Origin of the sequence: Streptomyces sp. LaBMicrA B280, from assembly GCF_049222185.1 — a bacterium.
Classification (GTDB): domain Bacteria; phylum Actinomycetota; class Actinomycetes; order Streptomycetales; family Streptomycetaceae; genus Streptomyces; species Streptomyces murinus.
The window spans coordinates 49,946-67,983 of record NZ_JBMJCT010000002.1 but is presented as its reverse complement, the minus strand read 5'-3'; the positions used below and the strand labels follow the sequence as shown (position 1 = coordinate 67,983).

Below are 18,038 nucleotides of genomic sequence, written 5' to 3'. Positions count from 1 at the left end.
ACGACACGGCACGGGACCGATCCGGCCACTTCTACCCCCCGGGCTTCCGGTTCGACTTGACGATCATCATCTCATCGGCTGACGCGCGGTGACCATCCCGGCGGCCCGAACACATACCCGGCCCGGTCCCGCCATCGCACCGCCGCGCGGACGTCGCGCCAGGCGGCCGCGTACTCGTGGAAGGCCACCCGCACCAGGTTGTGGGTGCCGATGTTCTTCGTCAGCCCGTACACCACCCGCTCCCCCTCCGGCTCGAAGGTGCGGAAGAGCCGGTCCCAGACGATGAGGATGCCGCCGTAATTGCGGTCCAGGTAGACCTGGTTGGAGCCGTGGTGGACGCGGTGGTGCGAGGGCGTGTTGAAGAACCACTCCACCGGGCGCCACAGCCGGTCCACCCGCTCGGTGTGCAGGAAGAACTGGTAGACGAGGCTGACCGCCTGCTCGACCAGGATCATCCACGGCGGCACGCCGAGCAGCGCCAGCGGCAGCCAGAACGGCAGGCCGGTCATCGGCGTCCAGGTCTGGCGCAGCGCGGTGGAGAGGTTGTAGCGCAGGCTGGAGTGGTGCACCACATGGCTCGCCCACAGCACCCGTACCCGGTGATGGGCCCGGTGGTAGGCGTAGTAGGCCAGGTCGTCGCCGAAGAACAGCAGCAGCCAGGTCCAGCCGGAGGACGGCGGCAGATGCCAGGGAACGGCGGTGTAGGCGGCGGCGTAGACCACGATCGTCGCGACCTTCCACGGCACCGCGATGACCTGGCTGCCCGCGCCCATGGACATGCTGGTGACGGTGTCGCGCAGCTCGTACCCGCGCTCCTCGTCATCCGGCAGGAAGCGGTACGACAGCGCCTCCACCACGACCAGCAGCACGAACGCCGGGATCGCGTAGACCACGGTGGGGATCATCGGCGGGCCCCCTTCCCGGCGCGGGAGGCGGCGGGCACGCTGCGGGTCAGCAGCTCGCGGGCCAGCAGCTCGGCCGCGCCCGCCTCGCGGGCCGTGATGTGCCCGGCGAGGCGCCGGTGGGCCTCCACGTCGAGGATCTCGCCCGCGCCGAGGTCGGCGGGCACGTCGGCGACCGGGATCAGTCCGTCGACCAGGCTGTTGAAGGCCAGCAGATAGGCGATGTTCCCGGAGCCCTCCACGATCAGCCGCCACCAGGCGATGTAGGTCTCGTCCAGCTCGGTCAGATCGGGCCCGGCCTGCGCGTGCGCCTCGACGGCCGCGGCGATCTCGGCGGCGGCCCGCGCGGAGCGGCGCAGCGCGCACAGCCGGGCGGCGTCCGCGCCGATGCAGGCCCGCATCTCCAGGGCGTCGCGGGCGATGTCCTGCACGGTGGGCCCGCTGTCGGCGGCGGCGATGCCCACGGCGAGTTCCAGACCGGCGGTGCGCCGCCAGTCCAGCACCTGGGTACGGCCGCCATGGCTGACCTCGACCAGCCGGGCCTGCTGGAGGCGTTTGACGGCCTCCCGTACGGCGTGCCGGTTCACCCCGAACTCGGCCGCCAGTTCCCGCTCGGCGGTGAGCGCGCCGCCCGCCGGCAGCGCCCCGCCGAGAATCCTGTCCCGCAACACGGCGAAGAGCTGATCGGAGACCGCCTCGCGCCGTATGTGTCCCTCAGTCATGGCGATCAGGGTGGACGCGGTTCGTACAGTGGTCAACTGGTTGGACCAGTCTTTCCGCGCGGGCCCGCGGATATGTCGGCGTTCGTCCGGGTCCGTCAAGGGGCGCTTGTCCCCGGAGCGTTGGCGCGCCGCTTCCGGCCGCCGCCCTGGTGGCCGTGCGAGCGCCCCGGTCTCGCCCCATGCTGGACGTGAGGGGGCGGTACGGCGGAGGAGGAAGTGGTTGCGATGCAGACCGTTGTCGACCTCACGCGCTGCCAGGGCTACGCACAGTGCGTGTTCCTCGCACCGGACGTGTTCCGACTGCACGGCGAGGAAGGGCTGCTGTACGCCCCGGCCGTCCCCGACGATCAGGTCGAACGGGTGCGCCAGGCCGCGGCGGCCTGCCCGGTGCAGGCCATCCTCCTCGGGGAAGAGGTGAGCGGCGGTGCCCGATGACCTCATGGCCGGCCGGATCGTCGTCGTGGGCGCCTCGCTGGCCGGGCTGCGGGCCGCGGAGGCGCTGCGCGAGCAGGGTTTCACCGGCTCCCTGACCGTGGTCGGGGACGAACCCCATCCGCCGTACGACCGCCCGCCGCTGTCCAAGCAGGTCCTGCTGGGCGTCGCGCCCGCCGACTCCACCGCGCTGCCGATGCGCCGCGACCCCGAGGCGGAGTGGGTACTAGGTGTAAGGGCCACCGGCCTGGACACGCTGGGCAAGCGGGTGCTGCTCGACAACGGGGAGTCACTGCCGTACGACCGGGTGCTGATCGCCACCGGGACCCGCGCCCGGCCCTGGCCCCACCCGGCGGAGGCCGCGCTGGACGGGGTGTTCACCGTGCGCACCCAGGAGGACGCGGCGGGGCTCGCGGCCCGGCTGGACGCGGGGCCGCGGCGGGTGCTGGTGATCGGCGGCGGGTTCACCGGCTCCGAGATCGCCTCGGCCTGCCGGGAGCGCGGCTTGGAGGTCACGGTCACCGAGCGCGGCCCGGCGCCCCTGGTCGGCGCGCTCGGCGGCACCCTCTCCAAGCTCGCGGCCGTGATGCAGCGCAACCACGGCGTGGACCTGCGCACCGGGGTGACGGTGACCAGGCTGCTCGGCGAGAAGACCTTCACCGGCGTGGAGCTGTCCGACGGCAACCAGGTGGACGCGGACGTGTGCGTGGTGGCGCTCGGCGCGGTGCGCAATGTGGAGTGGCTCGCCGACTCCGGGCTCGCGGCGGGCCCGCGCGGGCTGGCCTGCGACGCCGGGTGCCGGGCCTTCACCATGTACGGCATCGTCACCGACGACGTCTTCGTGGCCGGTGACGTCTCCCGCTTCCCGCATCCGCTCTTCGGCTACCAGCTGCTGTCCCTCGAACACTGGGGCAACGCGGTCACCCAGGCCGAGGTGGCCGCCCACAACATGGTCAGCCCCGGTCCGCTGCGGCGCCCGCACCTGGCGCTGCCGACGTTCTGGTCGACCCAGTTCGGGCTCAACATCAAGTCGGTGGGGGTGCCCACCTACTCCGACCACGTGGTCATCGCGCAGGGCTCGCTGGAGGCGCGCCGGCTCGCCATGGTCTACGGCTACCGGGGCCGGGTCACCGCCGCGGTCACCGTCGACATGGCCAAGTCGCTCGACTACTACCAGCATCTGATCGAGACCGGCGCGCCGTTCCCGCCCCCGCCGGGCGCCGCCGACCGGGCGCTCGCGGCCGAGATCCCGATCCCGTCCGACGTACCGGACCCGTCGGTGCTGTCCCACGGCCCGACCGTCGCACTGACCGGCTATCTGCCGGACCGCCGGCTGACGGTGGTCTAGCCCACCCCCACTCCGAGGAGCCGACATGGACCCCGGCACCCTGCTGGCCAGGATCACCGACTACGCCAGCCGCCCCGACCCCTATCCCCTGTACGCGGAGCTGCGCGAGGCCGGGGCCGTCGTCCCGCAGGCCGACGGCAGCCTGCTGATCGGCGGCTATCACGAGGTCGCCGCGCTGCTGCACGATCCGCGGATGAGCGCGGATCCCCGCACCCGCGGCCTGGAGACCGCCAAGCCGCCGTTCCTGCGCCTGGACGACCCGGAGCACCACCGGCTGCGCACCCTGGCCATGCGGCCGTTCGGCCCGCCGCACACGCCGCACCGGGTGGACGGGATGCGCGCCGAGATCGAGAACATCACCAAGGAGCTGCTCGCGCCGTTCGAGTCGGGCGGGCAGCTCGATGTCGTGGACGACTTCGCCTATCCGCTGCCGGTCACGGTGATCTGCCGGCTGCTCGGGGTGCCGCACGAGGACGAACCGCTCTTCCGGGCCTGGTCGGACACGCTGGTGGCGGCCGCCGACGTACGGCCGGACGCGAGTTCGGCACCGCGCGACGAGGCCGAGCGGGCCCGCCAGGAGATGGGCGGGTATCTGGTGGGCCTGGCCGAGCAGCGCCGTGACGATCCGCGCGACGATCTGCTGTCGGCGTTCGTCTCCGAGCCCGACCCCGAGTTGCGGCTCAGCCAGGAGGAACTGGCCCAGACGGCGGTGCTGTTGCTGATCGCCGGGCACGAGACCACGGTCAACCTCATCACCAACGGGGTCCTGACCCTGCTGCGCCATCCCGAGGAGCTGGACCGGCTGCGCCGCGAACCCGATCTGATGCCGAGGGCGGTGGAGGAACTGCTGCGCTACGAGCCCCCGGTGCACATGCGCGAGCGCATCCCGCTCGCCGACCTCGACGTCGGGGGCACCACGCTGCCCCGCGGCTCCTCGGTGTTCCTGGCCCTGGCCTCGGGCAACCGCGACCCGCGCCGCTTCACCGATCCCGACCGCTTCGACCCGACCCGCGCCGACAACGAGCACCTCGGCTTCGGCTCCGGCATCCATCTCTGCTACGGCGCCCCGCTCGCCCGGCTGGAGGCGCAGTCCGCGCTCACCGCGCTGCTGCCCCGGCTGGGCACGGCCGAACTGGTCGAGGACCCGCCGCCGTACCGGCAGAACGCGATGCTGCGGGGGCCGCGCCATCTGACGCTGAGGTGCTGACGGCTCCGACCGCTGGAACACCTCCCGGTGGCGGCCGGGGGCTGAGACGATCGGCCCATGGCAGAGATCATCTTGATGTCCGATCCGAAGGTCGCCGCCGTGCCCGTGCGGGAGTGCGGTGAGCGGCTGGTGGATGTGCGCCGTGACGGCCGGCTGCCCCTGGGCCGCCCCCAGGGCGTCCCGGTGGGCGCGGGCCGTGTCACTGATGCCGACCGCCCCCGTGTAGCAGGCGCCCGCGCTGTCCTCGGGGTTGGCGTTCATCGCCGTCCCCATGTCCAGCTCCTGGCCGTCGGCGTCGACGAGCGTGAGATCGACGGCCGCCCCGGCGCTGTGCGGCGCGATCTCGGGCGGCGAGACGTAACGGCTCGCCGCCGAACGCACCAGCTCGGCGGGCCAGTCGGGGTGGGCGGCGCTCAACTCCGCGCCGTACTCCTCGAAATAGCGGCGCTGGAGGGCACTGACCGCCGCCGGGCTGGTGAACTACCCCACGGAATGGTGGCATTGGTCGTACGGCGACCGGTACTGGGCCCTGGCGACCGGGGCTCCGGCGGCGCTCTACGGCCCGAGGGAACTCGGGTAGCAGGACGGCCGGACCGGCTGATCGCGCGGGGGCCCTACGCCGTCAGCCGGGTCCGCAGGAGCTCGGAGAGTTCGGGGATCTGCTCGGAGAGGTAGAAGTGACCGCCCGGGAAGATCCGGAGGTCGAAGGTCCCGGTGGTGTGGCCGCGCCAGGCGTGCGCCTCCTCGGGGGTGACCCGGGGGTCCGTGTCGCCGGTGAGGGCGGTGACGGGGGTGGCGATCACGGTGGAGGGCGTGGCCCGGTAGGTCTCGACGGCGGTGTAGTCGCTGCGCAGCGCCGGGAGGATCATCCGCACGATCTCCTCGTCGTCCAGCAGCCGGGCGTCGGTGCCGCTGAGCCGGCGCATCTCGGCGACGATGCCGTCGTCGTCCCGCTGGTGCACGTTCTCGCCCGCGTGGGCGGACGGGGCGCGCCGCGCGGAGGCGAAGAGATGGACGGGGCCCTCTCCGTCGCGTTCGAAGCGGCGGGCCACCTCGAAGGCGACGATGGCCCCCATGCTGTGCCCGAAGAACGTCAACGGCCGGTCCGCGTACGGCTGCAGCGCCTCATGGGCGCGGTCCGCCAGCTCCGCGATGGTCTCGATGCCCTTCTCCGCGTGCCGGTCCTGCCGCCCCGGGTACTGCACCGCGACCACGTCGGCCACGCCGCGCAGGGCCGCGGAGAGCGGGAAGTAGAAGGTGGCCGAACCCCCGGCGTGCGGGAAGCACACCAGCCGGGCGGACGCCTCGGGTGCCGGGTGGAAGCGGCGCACCCAGGGGTCGCCGGTCGGGCAGGCTGTCGTCACGGTGTGCTCCAAGGGGGGCCGGGAGAAAGAGAGTTGGGGGCAGGGGCACTCGCCGGTCCGGCCGAGGGCGCTCGGCGAACCCGGTCAGGCGGTCAACCAGCCCTTTTCCCGGGCCAGTTCGATGACCCGCTCCCTGACCTGGCGGATCTGCGCGGCCGTGAGGGAGTCGACCGAGGTGACCAGGACCTCGGTCAGCTCGCTACGGAAGTGGGCCGCGCCGGTGCCCTCGCCTGCCGGTGCGGCGGCGGGGCGTTCGGCGGTGCCGGAGCCGTCGGAGAAGACCGGGCGGTTGGGCAGGCGGTGCGAGGAGGGCTGGTAGACCAGCCGGATCTGGGAGGCCTTCGGGCCCTTCTCCCCCATCTCCATGTGGAATTCGACCTCGCTGCCCTCGTGGTAGAGGTACTTCTCGTCCAGCAGGTCGTTCGCGTGCATGAAGACGTCCTCGCCCGGTTCGGACGGGGCGATGAACCCGTATCCGCGGACCTCGTCGAAACGCAGCACCTTGCCGGTCATCAGCACAGCCCACACACCTCCAGCAACACCAGCACAACACCAACGCAGGTGAACTTACACAGCTTCGGGCCCGGTTTCGACCCCCCGGGGTGCTCACTCCGGCAGCACCAGCCGCACCGTGCGCCCCGGCCGCACCGTCACCACCCGGTCCGGAAGGCGTACGTCGACGGGGGTGCCCCCGGAGTCGGGCACGGCGATCTCCAGCTGTTTGCGGGCGAGGCGGACGCCGATCCCCCAGTGGCCGAGGTAGCGGATCGAGAAGCCGTAGGAGGAGACCTTGGGGAGCGGGACGGGGTCCAGCCAGAGGGTGCCGTCGCGGGTCTCCAGACCGGTCAGCCCGCGCTGCACCAGATCGAGGGTGCCGGCCATCGCGCCGAGGTGGATGCCCTCGCCCGTGGTGCCGCCCTGGATGTCGGCGATGTCGCCGCGCAGCGTCTCCTGGACGTACCGCCAGGCATCCGCGCGGCGGGCGCGGGCCAGGATCCAGCCGTGCACGAGTCCGCTGAGGGTGGAGCCGTGGCTGGTGCGGCCCAGGTAGTAGTCGACCGTCGCGGACCAGGTGTCCTCGTCGATGTCGTGACCCAACTGCCGGAACAGGGCGTGCAGTTCGCGGGGCGCGAAGAGGTAGGCCAGCATCAGCACATCGGCCTGCTTGGAGGCCCGGTAGCGGTTGACGGTGTCGCCCTCGGCCTCCAGGATCCGGTCCAGGCGCCGGATGTCGCCGTAGCGTTCGCGGTAGGCGCCCCAGTCCAGTTCGGCGAGGTCGCCGTAGCCCGCGAACTGGCTGATCACACCGTCGTGCCGGGGCACATGGAGGGTGTGCGCGACCTCCGCCCAGCGCTCCCTCTCACCGGGTTCGAGGCCGAGGCCTTCGGTGAGTTCGCGGCGGCGCGGTTCGGGCAGGGTGCGCAGCAGGTCCAGGGCGCGGGCGAGCACCCAGGCGGCGGTGGCGTTGGTGTACGTGTTGTCGTCCAGGCCCGGCCGGTCGGCGCCGGGATAGGCGTCGTGGTACTCGTCGGGGCCGACCACGCCCCGGATGCGGTGCCGGCCGAGGTGGTCGTCGTAGACCGCCGAGTCGGCCCAGAAGCGGGCGATCTCCAGGAGCATCTCGGCGCCCTCGCCCGCGCGGAAGGCGCTGTCTCCGCTGGCCTCGCAGTACTGCCACACGTTGTAGGCGATCGCCGAGCCGACGTGGTGCTGAAGGCGGGAGTTGTCGGGCAGCCAGCGGCCGGAGCGGGGGTTGAGATGGAGTTCCTGGGTCTCCTCGTGGCCGTCGCTGCCGCTCTGCCAGGGGTAGCACGCGCCGCGCCTGCCGAGCCGGGCCGCGGCGTGCCGGGCCGCGTCCAGGCGGCGGTGCCGGTAGCGGAGCAACCCCCGGGAGACCTCGGGCAGATGGAGGTCGAGACAGGGCAGCACGAACAGTTCGTCCCAGAAGACATGGCCGCGGTACGCCTCGCCGTGCAGTCCGCGCGCGGGCACCCCGACGTCCAGGTCGGCGGTGTGCGGGGAGAGGGTCTGGAGCACATGGAAGAGGTGCAGCCGCAGGATCCGCCCGGCCTCACCGGGCACGTCGAGGACGGTGCGCCGCCACAGCCGCGCCCAGGCGGCGCGGTGGGACTCCCGCAGCTCCGCAAAGCCGGGGGCGTCGGCCAGCCGGTCGAGGGCCGCGCGCAGCGGGTCGCCGATGGCGGGGTCGTGGGAGGTGTGCAGGGCGACGGTCTTGTCGACGGTGACGGTACGGCCGGGGCGAAGGGCGAGACGCACGGTCTGTACGGCGCGGCGGGGTTCGGCGGTGGCGGTGACGGGCGGCGGGGGCTGCGCGATGGTGAGCCGGCTCGCGAGGGCGACGCGGATGTCGGAGGTGCGGGTGCGGCAGTCCAGCCACACGGTGGCGGCGCCGGTCCCTCCGGTGCGCACGTCGGTGAGATGGCGGCCGTCCAGATCGCGGTAGCGAGCCACGCCCGCGTTGGTGACATCGCCGTCGAGCGCCGCCTCGACGTCCAGGTCGAGCGCCGCGCCCTCGGCGGTGAACTCCGTGCGCAGCGCGGCCAGATGGGGATCGCCGAGATGGACCAGGCGCCACTGCCGTACCAGCAGGGCCCCGCGAGCGCCGAGGGAGTAGCGGGTACGGCGCTCCAGCAGGCCCGTGTCGAGCCGCAGGGTGAGGTGGTGTTCGGTGACGGTGGCGGTGTCCGGGGTCAGCCAGTCGGCTCCGTCGGCCGCCGGACGGAAGCGCAGGGGAAGCCAGTTGGGCAGGTTGACCATGTCCTCGTTCTCGACCCGGCGGCCCGCGATCTCGGAGGTGAGCCGGTTGTAGAGGCCCGCCGCGTACGTGCCCGGGTAGTGGATCTCGTCGGCGGTGCACTCGGGCAGCGCGCCCCTGGTCGCGACATACCCGTTACCCAGGGTGCACAGGGACTCCCGCAGCCGCTCCCGTTCGGCCTGGTATCCGTCGTACTCCCAGGTCGGCCCGGCCACCGTCACCGCACGGCCGGCAGACCGGCGAGGACCCGGTCGGGGGTGAGGGGCAGTTCGCGGCAGCGGACGCCGGTGGCGTGGTGCACGGCGTTGCCGATGGCGGCGGCGGTGCCGACGATGCCGATCTCGCCGATGCCCTTGCTGCCCATGGGGTTGAGATGGGTGTCGTCCTCGTCGATCCAGTGGGCCTCGACCGCGGGCACGTCGGCGTTCGCGGGCACATGGTAGGAGGCGAGGTCGCACTCGGGAAAGTCGCCGAACGCGGGGTCCAGGGTGCTGTTCTCGGTGAGGGCCATGCCCAGGCCCATGATCATGGCGCCGGTGAACTGGGAGCGCGCGGTGCGGGAGTTGAGGATGTGCCCGGCGGCGAACACGCCCAGCAGTCGGCGCACCCGGGTCTCGCCGGTGACGGTGTCGACGGCCACCTCGGCGAAGTGGGCGCCGAACGCGTGCCGGGCGTAGGGGACTTCGGCATCCGCGCGGCCCGCGGTGTCGGCATGGGCCTCGAGGCCGTCGGGGGGCAACGGGCCTTCCCGTACGGTGAGCCGGGCGGCCAGGTCGGCGCAGGCGTCGTGGACGGCCCAGCCCCAGGACGCGGTGCCGGTGGAGCCGCCGGCCAGCCAGGCCGGGGGCAGATCGCTGTGCCCGATCTCGATGCGCACCCGGTCCAGGGCGGTGGCGAGGGTGTCGGCGGCGATCTGGGCGAGGACGGTACGGGCCCCGGTGCCGATGTCGGTCGCGTTGATCCGCACGCTGAAGGTGCCGTCGGGCAGGGCGCGCGCGGTGGCGGTGGCCGGGACGGCGGAGGCCGGGTAGGTGGCGGCGGCGACCCCGGTGCCGAGCAGCCAGGGCCCCTCGCGGCGGGCGGCCGGGCGTGGTTCGCGGTCCTCCCAGCCGAACCGCCGGGCTCCCTCGCGCAGGCACTGCACCAGGTGGCGGCTGCTGAACGGCATGCCGGTGCCCGGCTCGTGCTCGGGCTCGTTGCGGATGCGCAGCTGGACCGGGTCCATGCCGAGCGCCTCGGCGAGTTCGTCCATGGCGGACTCCAGGGCGTACATGCCGGGCGACTCGCCGGGGGCCCGCATCCAGGAGGGGCTCGGCACATCGAGGGCGACCACGCGGTGGAGGGTGCGCAGGTTGGGCGTGGCGTACATGACGCGGGCGGGCACCGCGGCCTGCTCAACGAACTCCTTGACCCGTGAGGTCTGGGTGGTCACCTCGTGCACCAGCGCGGTCAGCCGGCCGTCCGGGTCGGCGCCGAGGCGCAGCCGGTGCAGGGTGGGCGCGCGATGGCCGACGACGGTGGGCAGGTAGCGGCGGGGGTAGGCGAGGGTGACCGGGCGGGCGGTGCGCAGGGCGGCCATGGCGGCGAGGATCAGGTCGGGGCGCGGGGTGCCCTTGGAGCCGAAGCCGCCGCCGACGTGCTCGCTGACCACGGTGACCTTGTCCTCGGGCAGCTCGAACATCTGGGCGAGCACGGCGCGTGCCGTCGTACCGCCCTGGCTGGAGGTGTACACCGTGAGCCGGTCGTCGTCCCAGTGGGCCGTGGTCGCGTGCGGCTCCATCGGGTGATTGTGCAGCGGCGGCACCCGGTAGGCGACGTCGACCCGGGTCGCCGCGGCGGCGAAGGCGCCCTCGGGGTCGCCGTGCTCGACCCGGCCGGGCAGCCCGGCGTTGGCCTCTTCCGGTTCGTAGGCCCGCGGGTGGTCCGCGCCGAGTTCGATGTCGTACGGCTCGCTGTCGTAGCGGACGCGCACCAGCCGGGCGGCGGCCCGTGCCGTCTCCAGGGTCTCGGCGACGACGAGGGCGACGCACCAGCCCCGGTGCGGGACGCGCGGGTCCTGGAGCACGGCGAGGGTGGCGTCCTCGGGCTCGGCGACCTTGGGCGCGTCGCCGGGGGTGAGGACGGCGAGGACGCCCGGCAGGGCGCGGGCGGCCGAGCTGTCCACCTCGGAGACCCGGCCGCGTACGACGGCGGCGGGCACCGGCCAGGCGTGGGCGCGGCCGGGCAGCGGATGCTCGGCGGCGTAGCGGGCGGCGCCGGTGACCTTCTGCCGCCCCTCCAGGCGCTCGGCGGGGGCGCCGAGGACAGTGTCGGTGTGGGGCATGGGTCCTCCTGTGACCGGGTCGGGTGCCCTGCTTCTCCTGTCACCGGTGGGGTGCGCGGTCAGGCCGCGGCGGGGGCCGGGGCGAGGCGGCCGAGGACGTCGAGGGCGAGGTTGCGGGCGAGCGGCACCTTGTACGCGTTCTCGTCCAGGGGCCTGGCGGCGGCCAGTTCGAGGTCGACGGCGCGTTCGAGGGCGGCCGGGGTGGGGGCCGCGCCGCGCAGGGCCTCCTCGGCGCGCCGGGCCCGCCAGGGCTTGTGCGCGAGCCCGCCGAAGGCGAGGCCCACATGCTCGACCGTGCCGTCCGCGAGCCGCAGCACGACGGCCACGGAGGCGAGCGCGAAGGCGTACGACGCCCGGTCCCGTGCCTTGCGGTAGGCGGAGGGCAGCCCGGCGGTGGCGGCCGGGAGCAGCACCCCGGTGATGATCTCGCCCGGCCGGATCTCGGTGTCCCGCTCCGGGTGTTCGCCGGGCAGCCGGTGGAAGTCGGCCACGGGCACGCTGCGGGTGCCTTCGGTGCCGTACAGCTCGACCTCGGCGTCCAGCGCGGCGAGCGCGACGGCCATGTCGGAGGGGTGGGTGGCGATGCACCGCTCGGACCCCCCGAGCACCGCGTGGTCGCGGTGGACGCCCTCCAGGGCGCCGCAGCCGCTGCCCGGATCGCGTTTGTTGCAGGGCTTGTCCAGGGCCTGGAAGTAGGGGCAGCGGGTGCGCTGGAGCAGGTTGCCGCCGGTGGTGGCGGCGTTGCGCAGCTGCCCCGAGGCACCGGCGAGCAGGGCCTGGGAGAGCGCGGGGTAGCGGTCGCGCACGCGCGGGTCGGCGGCGAGGTCGCTGTTGCGGACGGTGGCACCGGCCCGCAGGGAGCCGTCGGGCAGTTCCTCGACGCCGTCCAGCGGCAGGGCGCCGACGTCGACGAGGAAGGCGGGCTGTTCGACGCCGAGTTTGATCAGGTCGACCAGGTTGGTGCCGCCGGCCAGATAGCGGGCGCCGGGGTGGGCGGCGTACGCCTTCGCGGCCTCCTGGAGCGTCCTGGGCCTGAGGTATCCGAAGCCGTTCACCCGATCACGTCCTCCACGGCGGCGACGATGCCCGGATAGGCGCCGCAGCGGCACAGGTTGCCGCTCATCCGCTCGCGGATCTCGGGCCGGTCCAGCGCGACGGGGCGGCCGCAGGGGGCGGCGGGGTCGGTGACGTGGGAGGGATGGCCGGCCGCGGCCTCGGCGAGCATGCCGACGGCGGAGCAGAGCTGGCCCGGGGTGCAGTAGCCGCACTGGAAGGCGTCGCGGTCGAGGAAGGCCCGCTGGAGCGGATGCGGTTCCTCACCGTCGCCGCCCAGGCCCTCGACGGTGGTGACCTCGGCGCCGTCGAGGGTCACCGCCAGCAGCAGACAGCTGTTGAGCCGCCGCCCGCCGGCCAGCACGGTGCAGGCACCGCACTGGCCGTGGTCGCAGCCCTTCTTGGCGCCGGTGAGCCCCAGGTCCTCGCGCAGCAGGTCCAGCAGGACGCGGCGGTGGTCGACGTACAGGGTGTGCGGCTTGCCGTTCACCCTCAGGGTGATCTCCGATCCCGGAGCGGGCGCGTTCTCACTGGTCATGGGCTGTGGCCTTCCGGACGAACCGTGCTGCCGTGCGCTCCGCGTATCCAGGTTCGCGGGGCTCACACGTACGGGGCGCACGCGCACGGGGGGCGGGGCCTCAGACCGCCCCCACCTCCGTCTCCACGGCCTCCGTCTCCACGACCGCCGACTCCACGACCGCCGTCTCCCCCGCCCCGGCTCCCTGCGCGAACTGCGTCCGGTACAGCTCGGCGTACCGCCCGTCCGCCGCCAGCAGCTCCTCGTGCGTACCCCGCTCCGCGATCCGGCCGGACTCGATCACGAGGATCTGGTCGGCGGAGCGCACGGTGGACAGGCGGTGGGCGATGACCACGGCGGTGCGGCCCTCCAGCGCCTCGGTGAGCGCCTCCTGGACGGCGGCCTCGGAGGTGTTGTCCAGATGGGCGGTGGCCTCGTCGAGGATGACGACACGCTGGCGGGCCAGCAGCAGCCGGGCGATGGTCATCCGCTGGCGCTCACCGCCGGACAGCCGGTAGCCGCGCTCGCCGACGACCGTGTCGAGGCCGTCGGGCAGGGACCGTACGACCTCGGCGAGGCGGGCGCGGCCGAGGGCGTCCCACAGTTCCTCGTCGGCGGCGCCGGGGCGGGCGAGCAGCAGGTTGGCGCGGACGGTGTCGTGGAAGAGGTGGCCGTCCTGGGTGACCATGCCGAGCGTGGCCCGCAGCGAGGCCGCCGTCACCTCGCGCACATCCACCCCGCCGACCCGTACGGCGCCCCCGTCGACGTCGTACAGCCGCGGCAGCAGCTGCGCGATGGTGGACTTCCCGGCGCCGGAGGAACCGACCAGGGCGATGGTCTGACCGGGTTCGGCACGGAAGGAGATGCCGTGCAGGACCTCGGTGCCGCCGCGGGTGTCGAGGGCGGCGACCTCTTCGAGGGAGGCGAGGGACACCTGGTCGGCGGCCGGGTAGGCGAAGCGGACGGCGTCGAACTCGACGGCGACCGGGCCCTCGGGCACCTCGGTCGCGTCCGGCTTCTCCTCGATCAGCGGCTTCAGATCCAGCACCTCGAAGACCCTCTCGAAGCTGACGAGCGCGCTCATCACCTCCACCCGGGCCCCGGCGAGCGAGGTGAGCGGGGCGTACAGGCGGGTCAGCAGCAGGGCCAGCGAGACGACCGCCCCGGCCTCCAGGGTGCCGCGCAGCGCGAACCAGCCGCCGAGGCCGTAGACGAGGGCGAGCGCGAGGGCGGAGACCAGGGTGAGGGAGGTGATGAACACCGACTGGGCGGTGGCCGTGCGCACCCCGATGTCCCGGACCCGGGAGGCGCGGGCGGCGAACTCCGCCGACTCCTCGTCGGGGCGGCCGAACAGCTTGACCAGGGTGGCGCCGGGCGCGGAGAACCGCTCGGTCATCCGGGTGCCCATGGCCGCGTTCAGCGCCGCCGCCTCCCGCTGCATCCGGGCCATCCGGCTGCCCATGCGGCGCGCGGGCAGCACGAAGACGGGCAGCAGCACGAGCGCGAGCAGGGTGATCTGCCAGGACAGGGTGAGCATCACGGCGAGCGTGAGCAGCAGGGTGACCAGGTTGGTCACCACGCCGGAGAGGGTGTTGGCGAAGGCCCGCTGGGCACCGATCACATCGTTGTTGAGGCGGCTGACCAGCGCTCCCGTGCGGGTCCGGGTGAAGAAGGCGACGGGCATGCGCTGCACATGGTCGAACACGGCCGTTCTGAGGTCGAGGATGAGTCCCTCGCCGAGCGTGGACGACAGCCGCCGGCCGAGGATGCCAAGCCCGGCCTCCGCGAGGGCGACCAGCGCGATCAGCAGGGACAGGCGGACCACGGTCGGGGAGTCGTGCCCCGAGACGATGGCGTCCACCACGTGCCCGGCGAGCACCGGGGTCGCCACGGCGAGCAGGGCGGTCAGGACGCCGAGCAGGACGAAGCGGATGATGCCGGAGCGGTGCGGGCGGGCGAAGGCGGCGATGCGGCGCAGCGTGGCGCGGGCGAGGGGACGGCGGTCGGCCTGCGCGTTCATCACGCTGTGCAGCTGCGTCCATGCGGTGGTCTCCATGCTCATGAGGAGAACGTAGAACCTCAAGCTTCGTTGAGGTCAAGGTCCGAGGCTTTTCACCCGCTCCGGCGTCCGGCGACCGGGGCGCCCCGACGAACCGGACGGCCCCCATGGCCCCGCCGACCACTGCCCGTAAGCCGCCGTCCCCGATCGCGCCACCCCCCGTTGGGGCAGCGCCGGGACCCTCTGCGGATGTGACTGCCGTCCCCACTCCCCCGCTCTCTCGGGTACGACTCCCCCGTCGCGTGCCCGTCCGCCAGGCGCTGTGCCTGCTGCCGCTCGCGCTGTTCGCCGTGGCCGCCGTACGCAATCGCTCGCTGCTCGCCGCGGGCTTCGGGCAGCTGCGTACCGCGTCCTGGCCCTGGCTGCTCGCGGCGGCCGCCGCCACCTGTCTGACCTGGGTGGCGGCGGCCGTCACCCGGCAGGGCGCGGTGGTCCAGGCGCTGCCCAAGGGGCGGTTGCTGGCCACCCAGTTCGCGGCGGCCTCGGCCAACCATCTGCTGCCCACCGGGCTCGGCGCGGGCGCGGTGAACCTGCGTTTCATGACCGTGTGCGGGGTGCCGCTGGCCCGCTCCTCGGCCGCGCTCGCGCTGTATCTGCTCGCGGAGAGCGCGGGCCGGCTCGGTCTGCTGGCGGCCCTGCTGCTCCTCTTCCCGGACGCGCTGCGGCTCGGCCCGCTGCTGCCGGACGGTTCGACGCTGCCGCTGCTCCTGTGCGCGGCCGGGCTGCTGGTGGCGGCGGTGGCCGCCGGGGCGCTGGTACGACCGCTGCGCGTCCGGGTCGCCGCGTTCGTCCGGGACGCCGTGGGCGAGGCGCGCTCCGTGCACACCCGGCCGATCCGCGCCCTGGCCCTGTGGGGCGGTTCGCTGGCCTTCCCGGCGCTCCAGGCGGCCGGGCTCGCCGCGGTCGGCCAAGCGCTGCGGCTGCCGGTGCCGCCCGCCCATATGGCGCTCGCCTATCTCGCGGCGACCGTCGCCGTGGCCCTGGTGCCCACTCCGGGCGGGCTCGGTTCGGTGGAGGCGGCGCTGATCGTGGCGCTGGTCGCGGTCGGCGGTCCGGCGGCGCTGGCCACGGCGGTGGTGCTGGCCTACCGGATCATCACGGTCTGGGCGCCGCTGCTGCCGGGGGCGCTGACCCTCGGGGCACTGGTGCGGCTGAAGGTCATCTGAGGCAGAGTGGCCCTCCCAGCCGTCTGGAGAGGGAGTGCCCGCCGTGCCGGTCCGTGTGGAGCGCGAGGAGTACGTCACCACCGTCGTCCTGTCCCGGCCCGCGGCCCGCAATGCCGTGGACGGTCCGACGGCGGCCGGACTCGTCGCCGCGTTCCGCGAGTTCGAGGCGGACGACAATGCCCGGGTGGCGGTGTTGTGGGGCGAGGGCGGCACCTTCTGCGCGGGGGCCGACCTGAAGGCGATCGGCACCGAGCGGGGCAACCGGGTGGCCGAGGACGGCGACGGGCCGATGGGTCCGACCCGGCTGCGGCTGTCCAAGCCGGTGATCGCGGCCGTCGCCGGGCACGCGGTGGCGGGCGGCCTGGAGCTGGCCCTGTGGTGCGATCTGCGGGTGGCCGAGGAGGACGCGGTGTTCGGCGTGTTCTGCCGCCGCTGGGGGGTGCCGCTGATCGACGGCGGGACCGTACGGCTGCCCCGGCTGATCGGGACGAGCCGGGCCATGGACCTGATCCTGACCGGCCGTCCGGTGCCGGCGCCGGAGGCGTACGCGATGGGGCTCGCCAATCGGCTGGTGCCGACTGGCACCGCGCGCGCCGGGGCGGAGGCGCTGGCCGCGGAGATCGCGCGGTTCCCGCAGGCGTGTCTGCGCAGCGACCGCGCCTCGGTCCTCGACCAGGATGGCCGGTCGGAGGAGGCGGCGCTGCTCGGTGAACTCCGCCATGGGGCGGGCGTTTTGGCGCAGAGCGCGGAGGGTGCCGCCCGGTTCGCCGCGGGGGCGGGGCGGCACGGCTCGTTCGGCTGAGTCCGCCGCGCACGGGCACACCGCAGGACGAGCACGCCGACGACGAGCACACCGAGGACGAGCGCACCGCGTACGAGCCTCGCCCTCACGGTCACTCCTCGGGCAGTCCGGCGTAGGCGCGCAGTGCGGCGCGCGGGGTGGGCAGGCCCCAGGAGCGGACGATGCCCGAGAAGTTCGCCCACTGCCAGGTGGCCCCCTCGAGTCCGGCGAGGACCCGGACCAGGCGGCGCTGGGCTTCGGTCAGCTCCGTGAAGGCGCCGGGTCCGTCCGGGCCGGGCTCGCCGAAGGCCAGCCGCAGCGCGGCCGTGGCGACGGGGAAGCTCGCCGGGCCGGTGGTGGCGGCGAGTCCTTCGGTCACCGCGTCCAGGGCCTCGCGCGGGTACCGGTCGGCGAGCAGGGTGAGGGAGGCGGCGGAGTAGCCGCGCAAGTCGCCCTCGTGGAACGGCACCCGCATCTCGTCGGGCCCCGGCTCCCCGGCGCAGGACACGAGTTCGGCCAGCACCTCGGCGGCGCCGGCCGCCTCGATGCCCTCGCCGCCGAGCCGGGCCAGCGCGGTGGCCGCCGCCCAGCGCACCACCGGCTCCCCGGCGGTGAGGAACGGGCGCAGCCGGAGCGCCAGTTCCGGGCGGGATCCGTCGTCGCCGAGCAGTCCGGTGGCCACCAGGGCGGTGGCCAGGACGACCGGCTCGCGCTCCTCGTCCAGCCTCGCCAGCAGCCGCGGCAGGCTCTCCCCGGCCGCCTCCGGGAACCAGGCCAGCACATGGGCCGCGCTCGTGCGTACGGCCGCGTCCGCGTCGCCGAGCAGGGGCAGCAGGGCGGGTGTCCCGGCGCGCACCGCGTCATAGGCGGCCAGCTCCGCGGCCAGGGCCTCCAGTTGCCGGTCATGGTCGTACATGTCGCGGCGGAACTCCCGCATCCGCCGCTCCTTGTCGTCGCCCGCCGCCTCGACCCAGGCGTCGTACTCGGCGCGTATCGCCTCCGGGTCCTGGGCGCGGACCTCCTCGACGGCGGCCCGCCACCCGGTGATCGCGATGCCGCCGGGCAGATGGGCCTCGTCGTAGCCGATGGCGAGGGCGGCCAGCAGGTCCAGGCACCCGGCACGGCCGGGCAGGGCGGGGTCCGCCGCCATGCGGACCAGGAACGGCACCGCGGCGGCCGTGGCCGGGTAACGGCTGCCCTGGTGGAAGATGTTGCCGTACAGCGCGTCCAGGGCCTTGTGGCGCCGCTCCTCGTCCGGGGAGCACAAGGCACGCAGCAGTCCGGGCACGTCGGCGGCGGGGCCGTAGGCGTGCGTCAGCGCGGACCAGTCGACGGCGTCGAGGCCGGACAGCGCGGCGGGCACCGGAGCGTTGATCTCAGTCACGAGC

Annotated in this window: 15 protein-coding genes and 3 pseudogenes; 7 read left to right on the top strand and 11 right to left on the bottom strand. The window is 74.0% G+C overall.

Features of this window, described 5'->3' with window-relative positions; genetic code table 11:
• Window positions 1-71: 71 nt before the first annotated feature.
• Together ACLF5H_RS01610 and ACLF5H_RS01605 are read right to left on the bottom strand one after the other, a co-directional pair.
• Window positions 72-905, bottom strand: coding sequence for a sterol desaturase family protein (locus tag ACLF5H_RS01610; protein WP_421674272.1), 834 nt, complete (start codon window positions 903-905; stop codon window positions 72-74).
• A complete protein-coding gene (locus ACLF5H_RS01605; protein ID WP_421674271.1) occupies window positions 902-1,624 on the bottom strand; it encodes a FadR/GntR family transcriptional regulator in 723 nt (240 codons plus the stop codon). The genes ACLF5H_RS01610 and ACLF5H_RS01605 overlap by 4 nt, the downstream gene beginning before the upstream one ends.
• Window positions 1,625-1,849: 225 nt before the next feature.
• On the opposite strand from ACLF5H_RS01605, the gene ACLF5H_RS01600 reads away from it, so the two are divergent.
• The 4 genes and pseudogenes from ACLF5H_RS01600 to ACLF5H_RS01585 all read left to right on the top strand — a co-directional run.
• On the top strand, window positions 1,850-2,059 hold the full coding sequence (locus ACLF5H_RS01600; RefSeq protein WP_046420515.1) for a ferredoxin: 210 nt from the start codon (window positions 1,850-1,852) through the stop codon (window positions 2,057-2,059).
• Window positions 2,049-3,404 carry an NAD(P)/FAD-dependent oxidoreductase gene (locus tag ACLF5H_RS01595; RefSeq protein WP_421674270.1) on the top strand — a complete coding sequence of 452 codons (1,356 nt, stop codon included), beginning with the start codon at window positions 2,049-2,051 and terminating at the stop codon, window positions 3,402-3,404. Before ACLF5H_RS01600 ends, ACLF5H_RS01595 begins: the two co-directional genes overlap by 11 nt.
• A 25-nt stretch (window positions 3,405-3,429) precedes the next feature.
• On the top strand, window positions 3,430-4,611 hold the full coding sequence (locus tag ACLF5H_RS01590; protein ID WP_421674269.1) for a cytochrome P450: 1,182 nt from the start codon (window positions 3,430-3,432) through the stop codon (window positions 4,609-4,611).
• Between the two features lie 57 nt (window positions 4,612-4,668).
• Window positions 4,669-4,762: pseudogene (locus ACLF5H_RS01585) on the top strand (dipeptidase); the annotation flags it as partial.
• A gap of 11 nt (window positions 4,763-4,773) precedes the next feature.
• Here the strand turns inward: ACLF5H_RS01585 and ACLF5H_RS01580 are convergent.
• Window positions 4,774-5,067: pseudogene (locus ACLF5H_RS01580) on the bottom strand (dipeptidase); the annotation flags it as partial.
• Here ACLF5H_RS01580 and ACLF5H_RS01575 point away from each other — a divergent pair.
• Window positions 5,066-5,191, top strand: a pseudogene (locus ACLF5H_RS01575) (dipeptidase); the annotation flags it as partial. The pseudogenes ACLF5H_RS01580 and ACLF5H_RS01575 overlap by 2 nt on opposite strands.
• A 34-nt stretch (window positions 5,192-5,225) precedes the next feature.
• Here ACLF5H_RS01575 and ACLF5H_RS01570 read toward each other — a convergent pair.
• The 7 genes from ACLF5H_RS01570 to ACLF5H_RS01540 all read right to left on the bottom strand — a co-directional run bounded on the left by ACLF5H_RS01570 (window position 5,226) and on the right by ACLF5H_RS01540 (window position 14,706).
• Window positions 5,226-5,975 carry a thioesterase II family protein gene (locus ACLF5H_RS01570; protein WP_421674268.1) on the bottom strand — a complete coding sequence of 250 codons (750 nt, stop codon included), beginning with the start codon at window positions 5,973-5,975 and terminating at the stop codon, window positions 5,226-5,228.
• Window positions 5,976-6,059: 84 nt separating this feature from the next.
• Window positions 6,060-6,494, bottom strand: a complete 435-nt coding sequence (locus ACLF5H_RS01565; protein WP_421674267.1) for a cold shock domain-containing protein — start codon at window positions 6,492-6,494, stop codon at window positions 6,060-6,062.
• Window positions 6,495-6,581: 87 nt separating this feature from the next.
• On the bottom strand, window positions 6,582-8,966 hold the full coding sequence (locus ACLF5H_RS01560) for a glycoside hydrolase family 65 protein (protein ID WP_421674266.1): 2,385 nt from the start codon (window positions 8,964-8,966) through the stop codon (window positions 6,582-6,584).
• Window positions 8,967-8,968: 2 nt separating this feature from the next.
• Window positions 8,969-11,074 (bottom strand): xanthine dehydrogenase family protein molybdopterin-binding subunit, encoded by a 2,106-nt coding sequence (locus tag ACLF5H_RS01555; RefSeq protein ID WP_421674265.1) that lies wholly within the window; start codon window positions 11,072-11,074, stop codon window positions 8,969-8,971.
• A gap of 59 nt (window positions 11,075-11,133) precedes the next feature.
• The gene (locus ACLF5H_RS01550) at window positions 11,134-12,129 is read right to left on the bottom strand and encodes an FAD binding domain-containing protein (protein ID WP_421674264.1); all 996 of its coding nucleotides are present in this window, start codon (window positions 12,127-12,129) and stop codon (window positions 11,134-11,136) included.
• Window positions 12,126-12,665, bottom strand: coding sequence for a (2Fe-2S)-binding protein (locus ACLF5H_RS01545; RefSeq protein WP_085567754.1), 540 nt, complete (start codon window positions 12,663-12,665; stop codon window positions 12,126-12,128). The genes ACLF5H_RS01550 and ACLF5H_RS01545 overlap by 4 nt, the downstream gene beginning before the upstream one ends.
• 100 nt (window positions 12,666-12,765) lie before the next feature.
• Window positions 12,766-14,706 carry an ABC transporter ATP-binding protein gene (locus tag ACLF5H_RS01540; RefSeq protein ID WP_421674263.1) on the bottom strand — a complete coding sequence of 647 codons (1,941 nt, stop codon included), beginning with the start codon at window positions 14,704-14,706 and terminating at the stop codon, window positions 12,766-12,768.
• Window positions 14,707-14,894: 188 nt separating this feature from the next.
• Between ACLF5H_RS01540 and ACLF5H_RS01535 the strand changes: the two genes are divergently transcribed.
• Both ACLF5H_RS01535 and ACLF5H_RS01530 read left to right on the top strand, forming a co-directional pair.
• The gene (locus tag ACLF5H_RS01535) at window positions 14,895-15,869 is read left to right on the top strand and encodes a lysylphosphatidylglycerol synthase transmembrane domain-containing protein (protein WP_421674262.1); all 975 of its coding nucleotides are present in this window, start codon (window positions 14,895-14,897) and stop codon (window positions 15,867-15,869) included.
• Between the two features lie 43 nt (window positions 15,870-15,912).
• Entirely contained in the window at window positions 15,913-16,671 is a 759-nt protein-coding gene (locus ACLF5H_RS01530; RefSeq protein ID WP_421674261.1) for a crotonase/enoyl-CoA hydratase family protein, read from the top strand.
• A 91-nt stretch (window positions 16,672-16,762) separates the two neighbouring features.
• On the opposite strand, the gene ACLF5H_RS01525 is transcribed toward ACLF5H_RS01530, so the two are convergent.
• Window positions 16,763-18,034, bottom strand: coding sequence for a hypothetical protein (locus ACLF5H_RS01525; RefSeq protein ID WP_421674260.1), 1,272 nt, complete (start codon window positions 18,032-18,034; stop codon window positions 16,763-16,765).
• Between the last annotated feature and the right edge of the window lie 4 nt (window positions 18,035-18,038).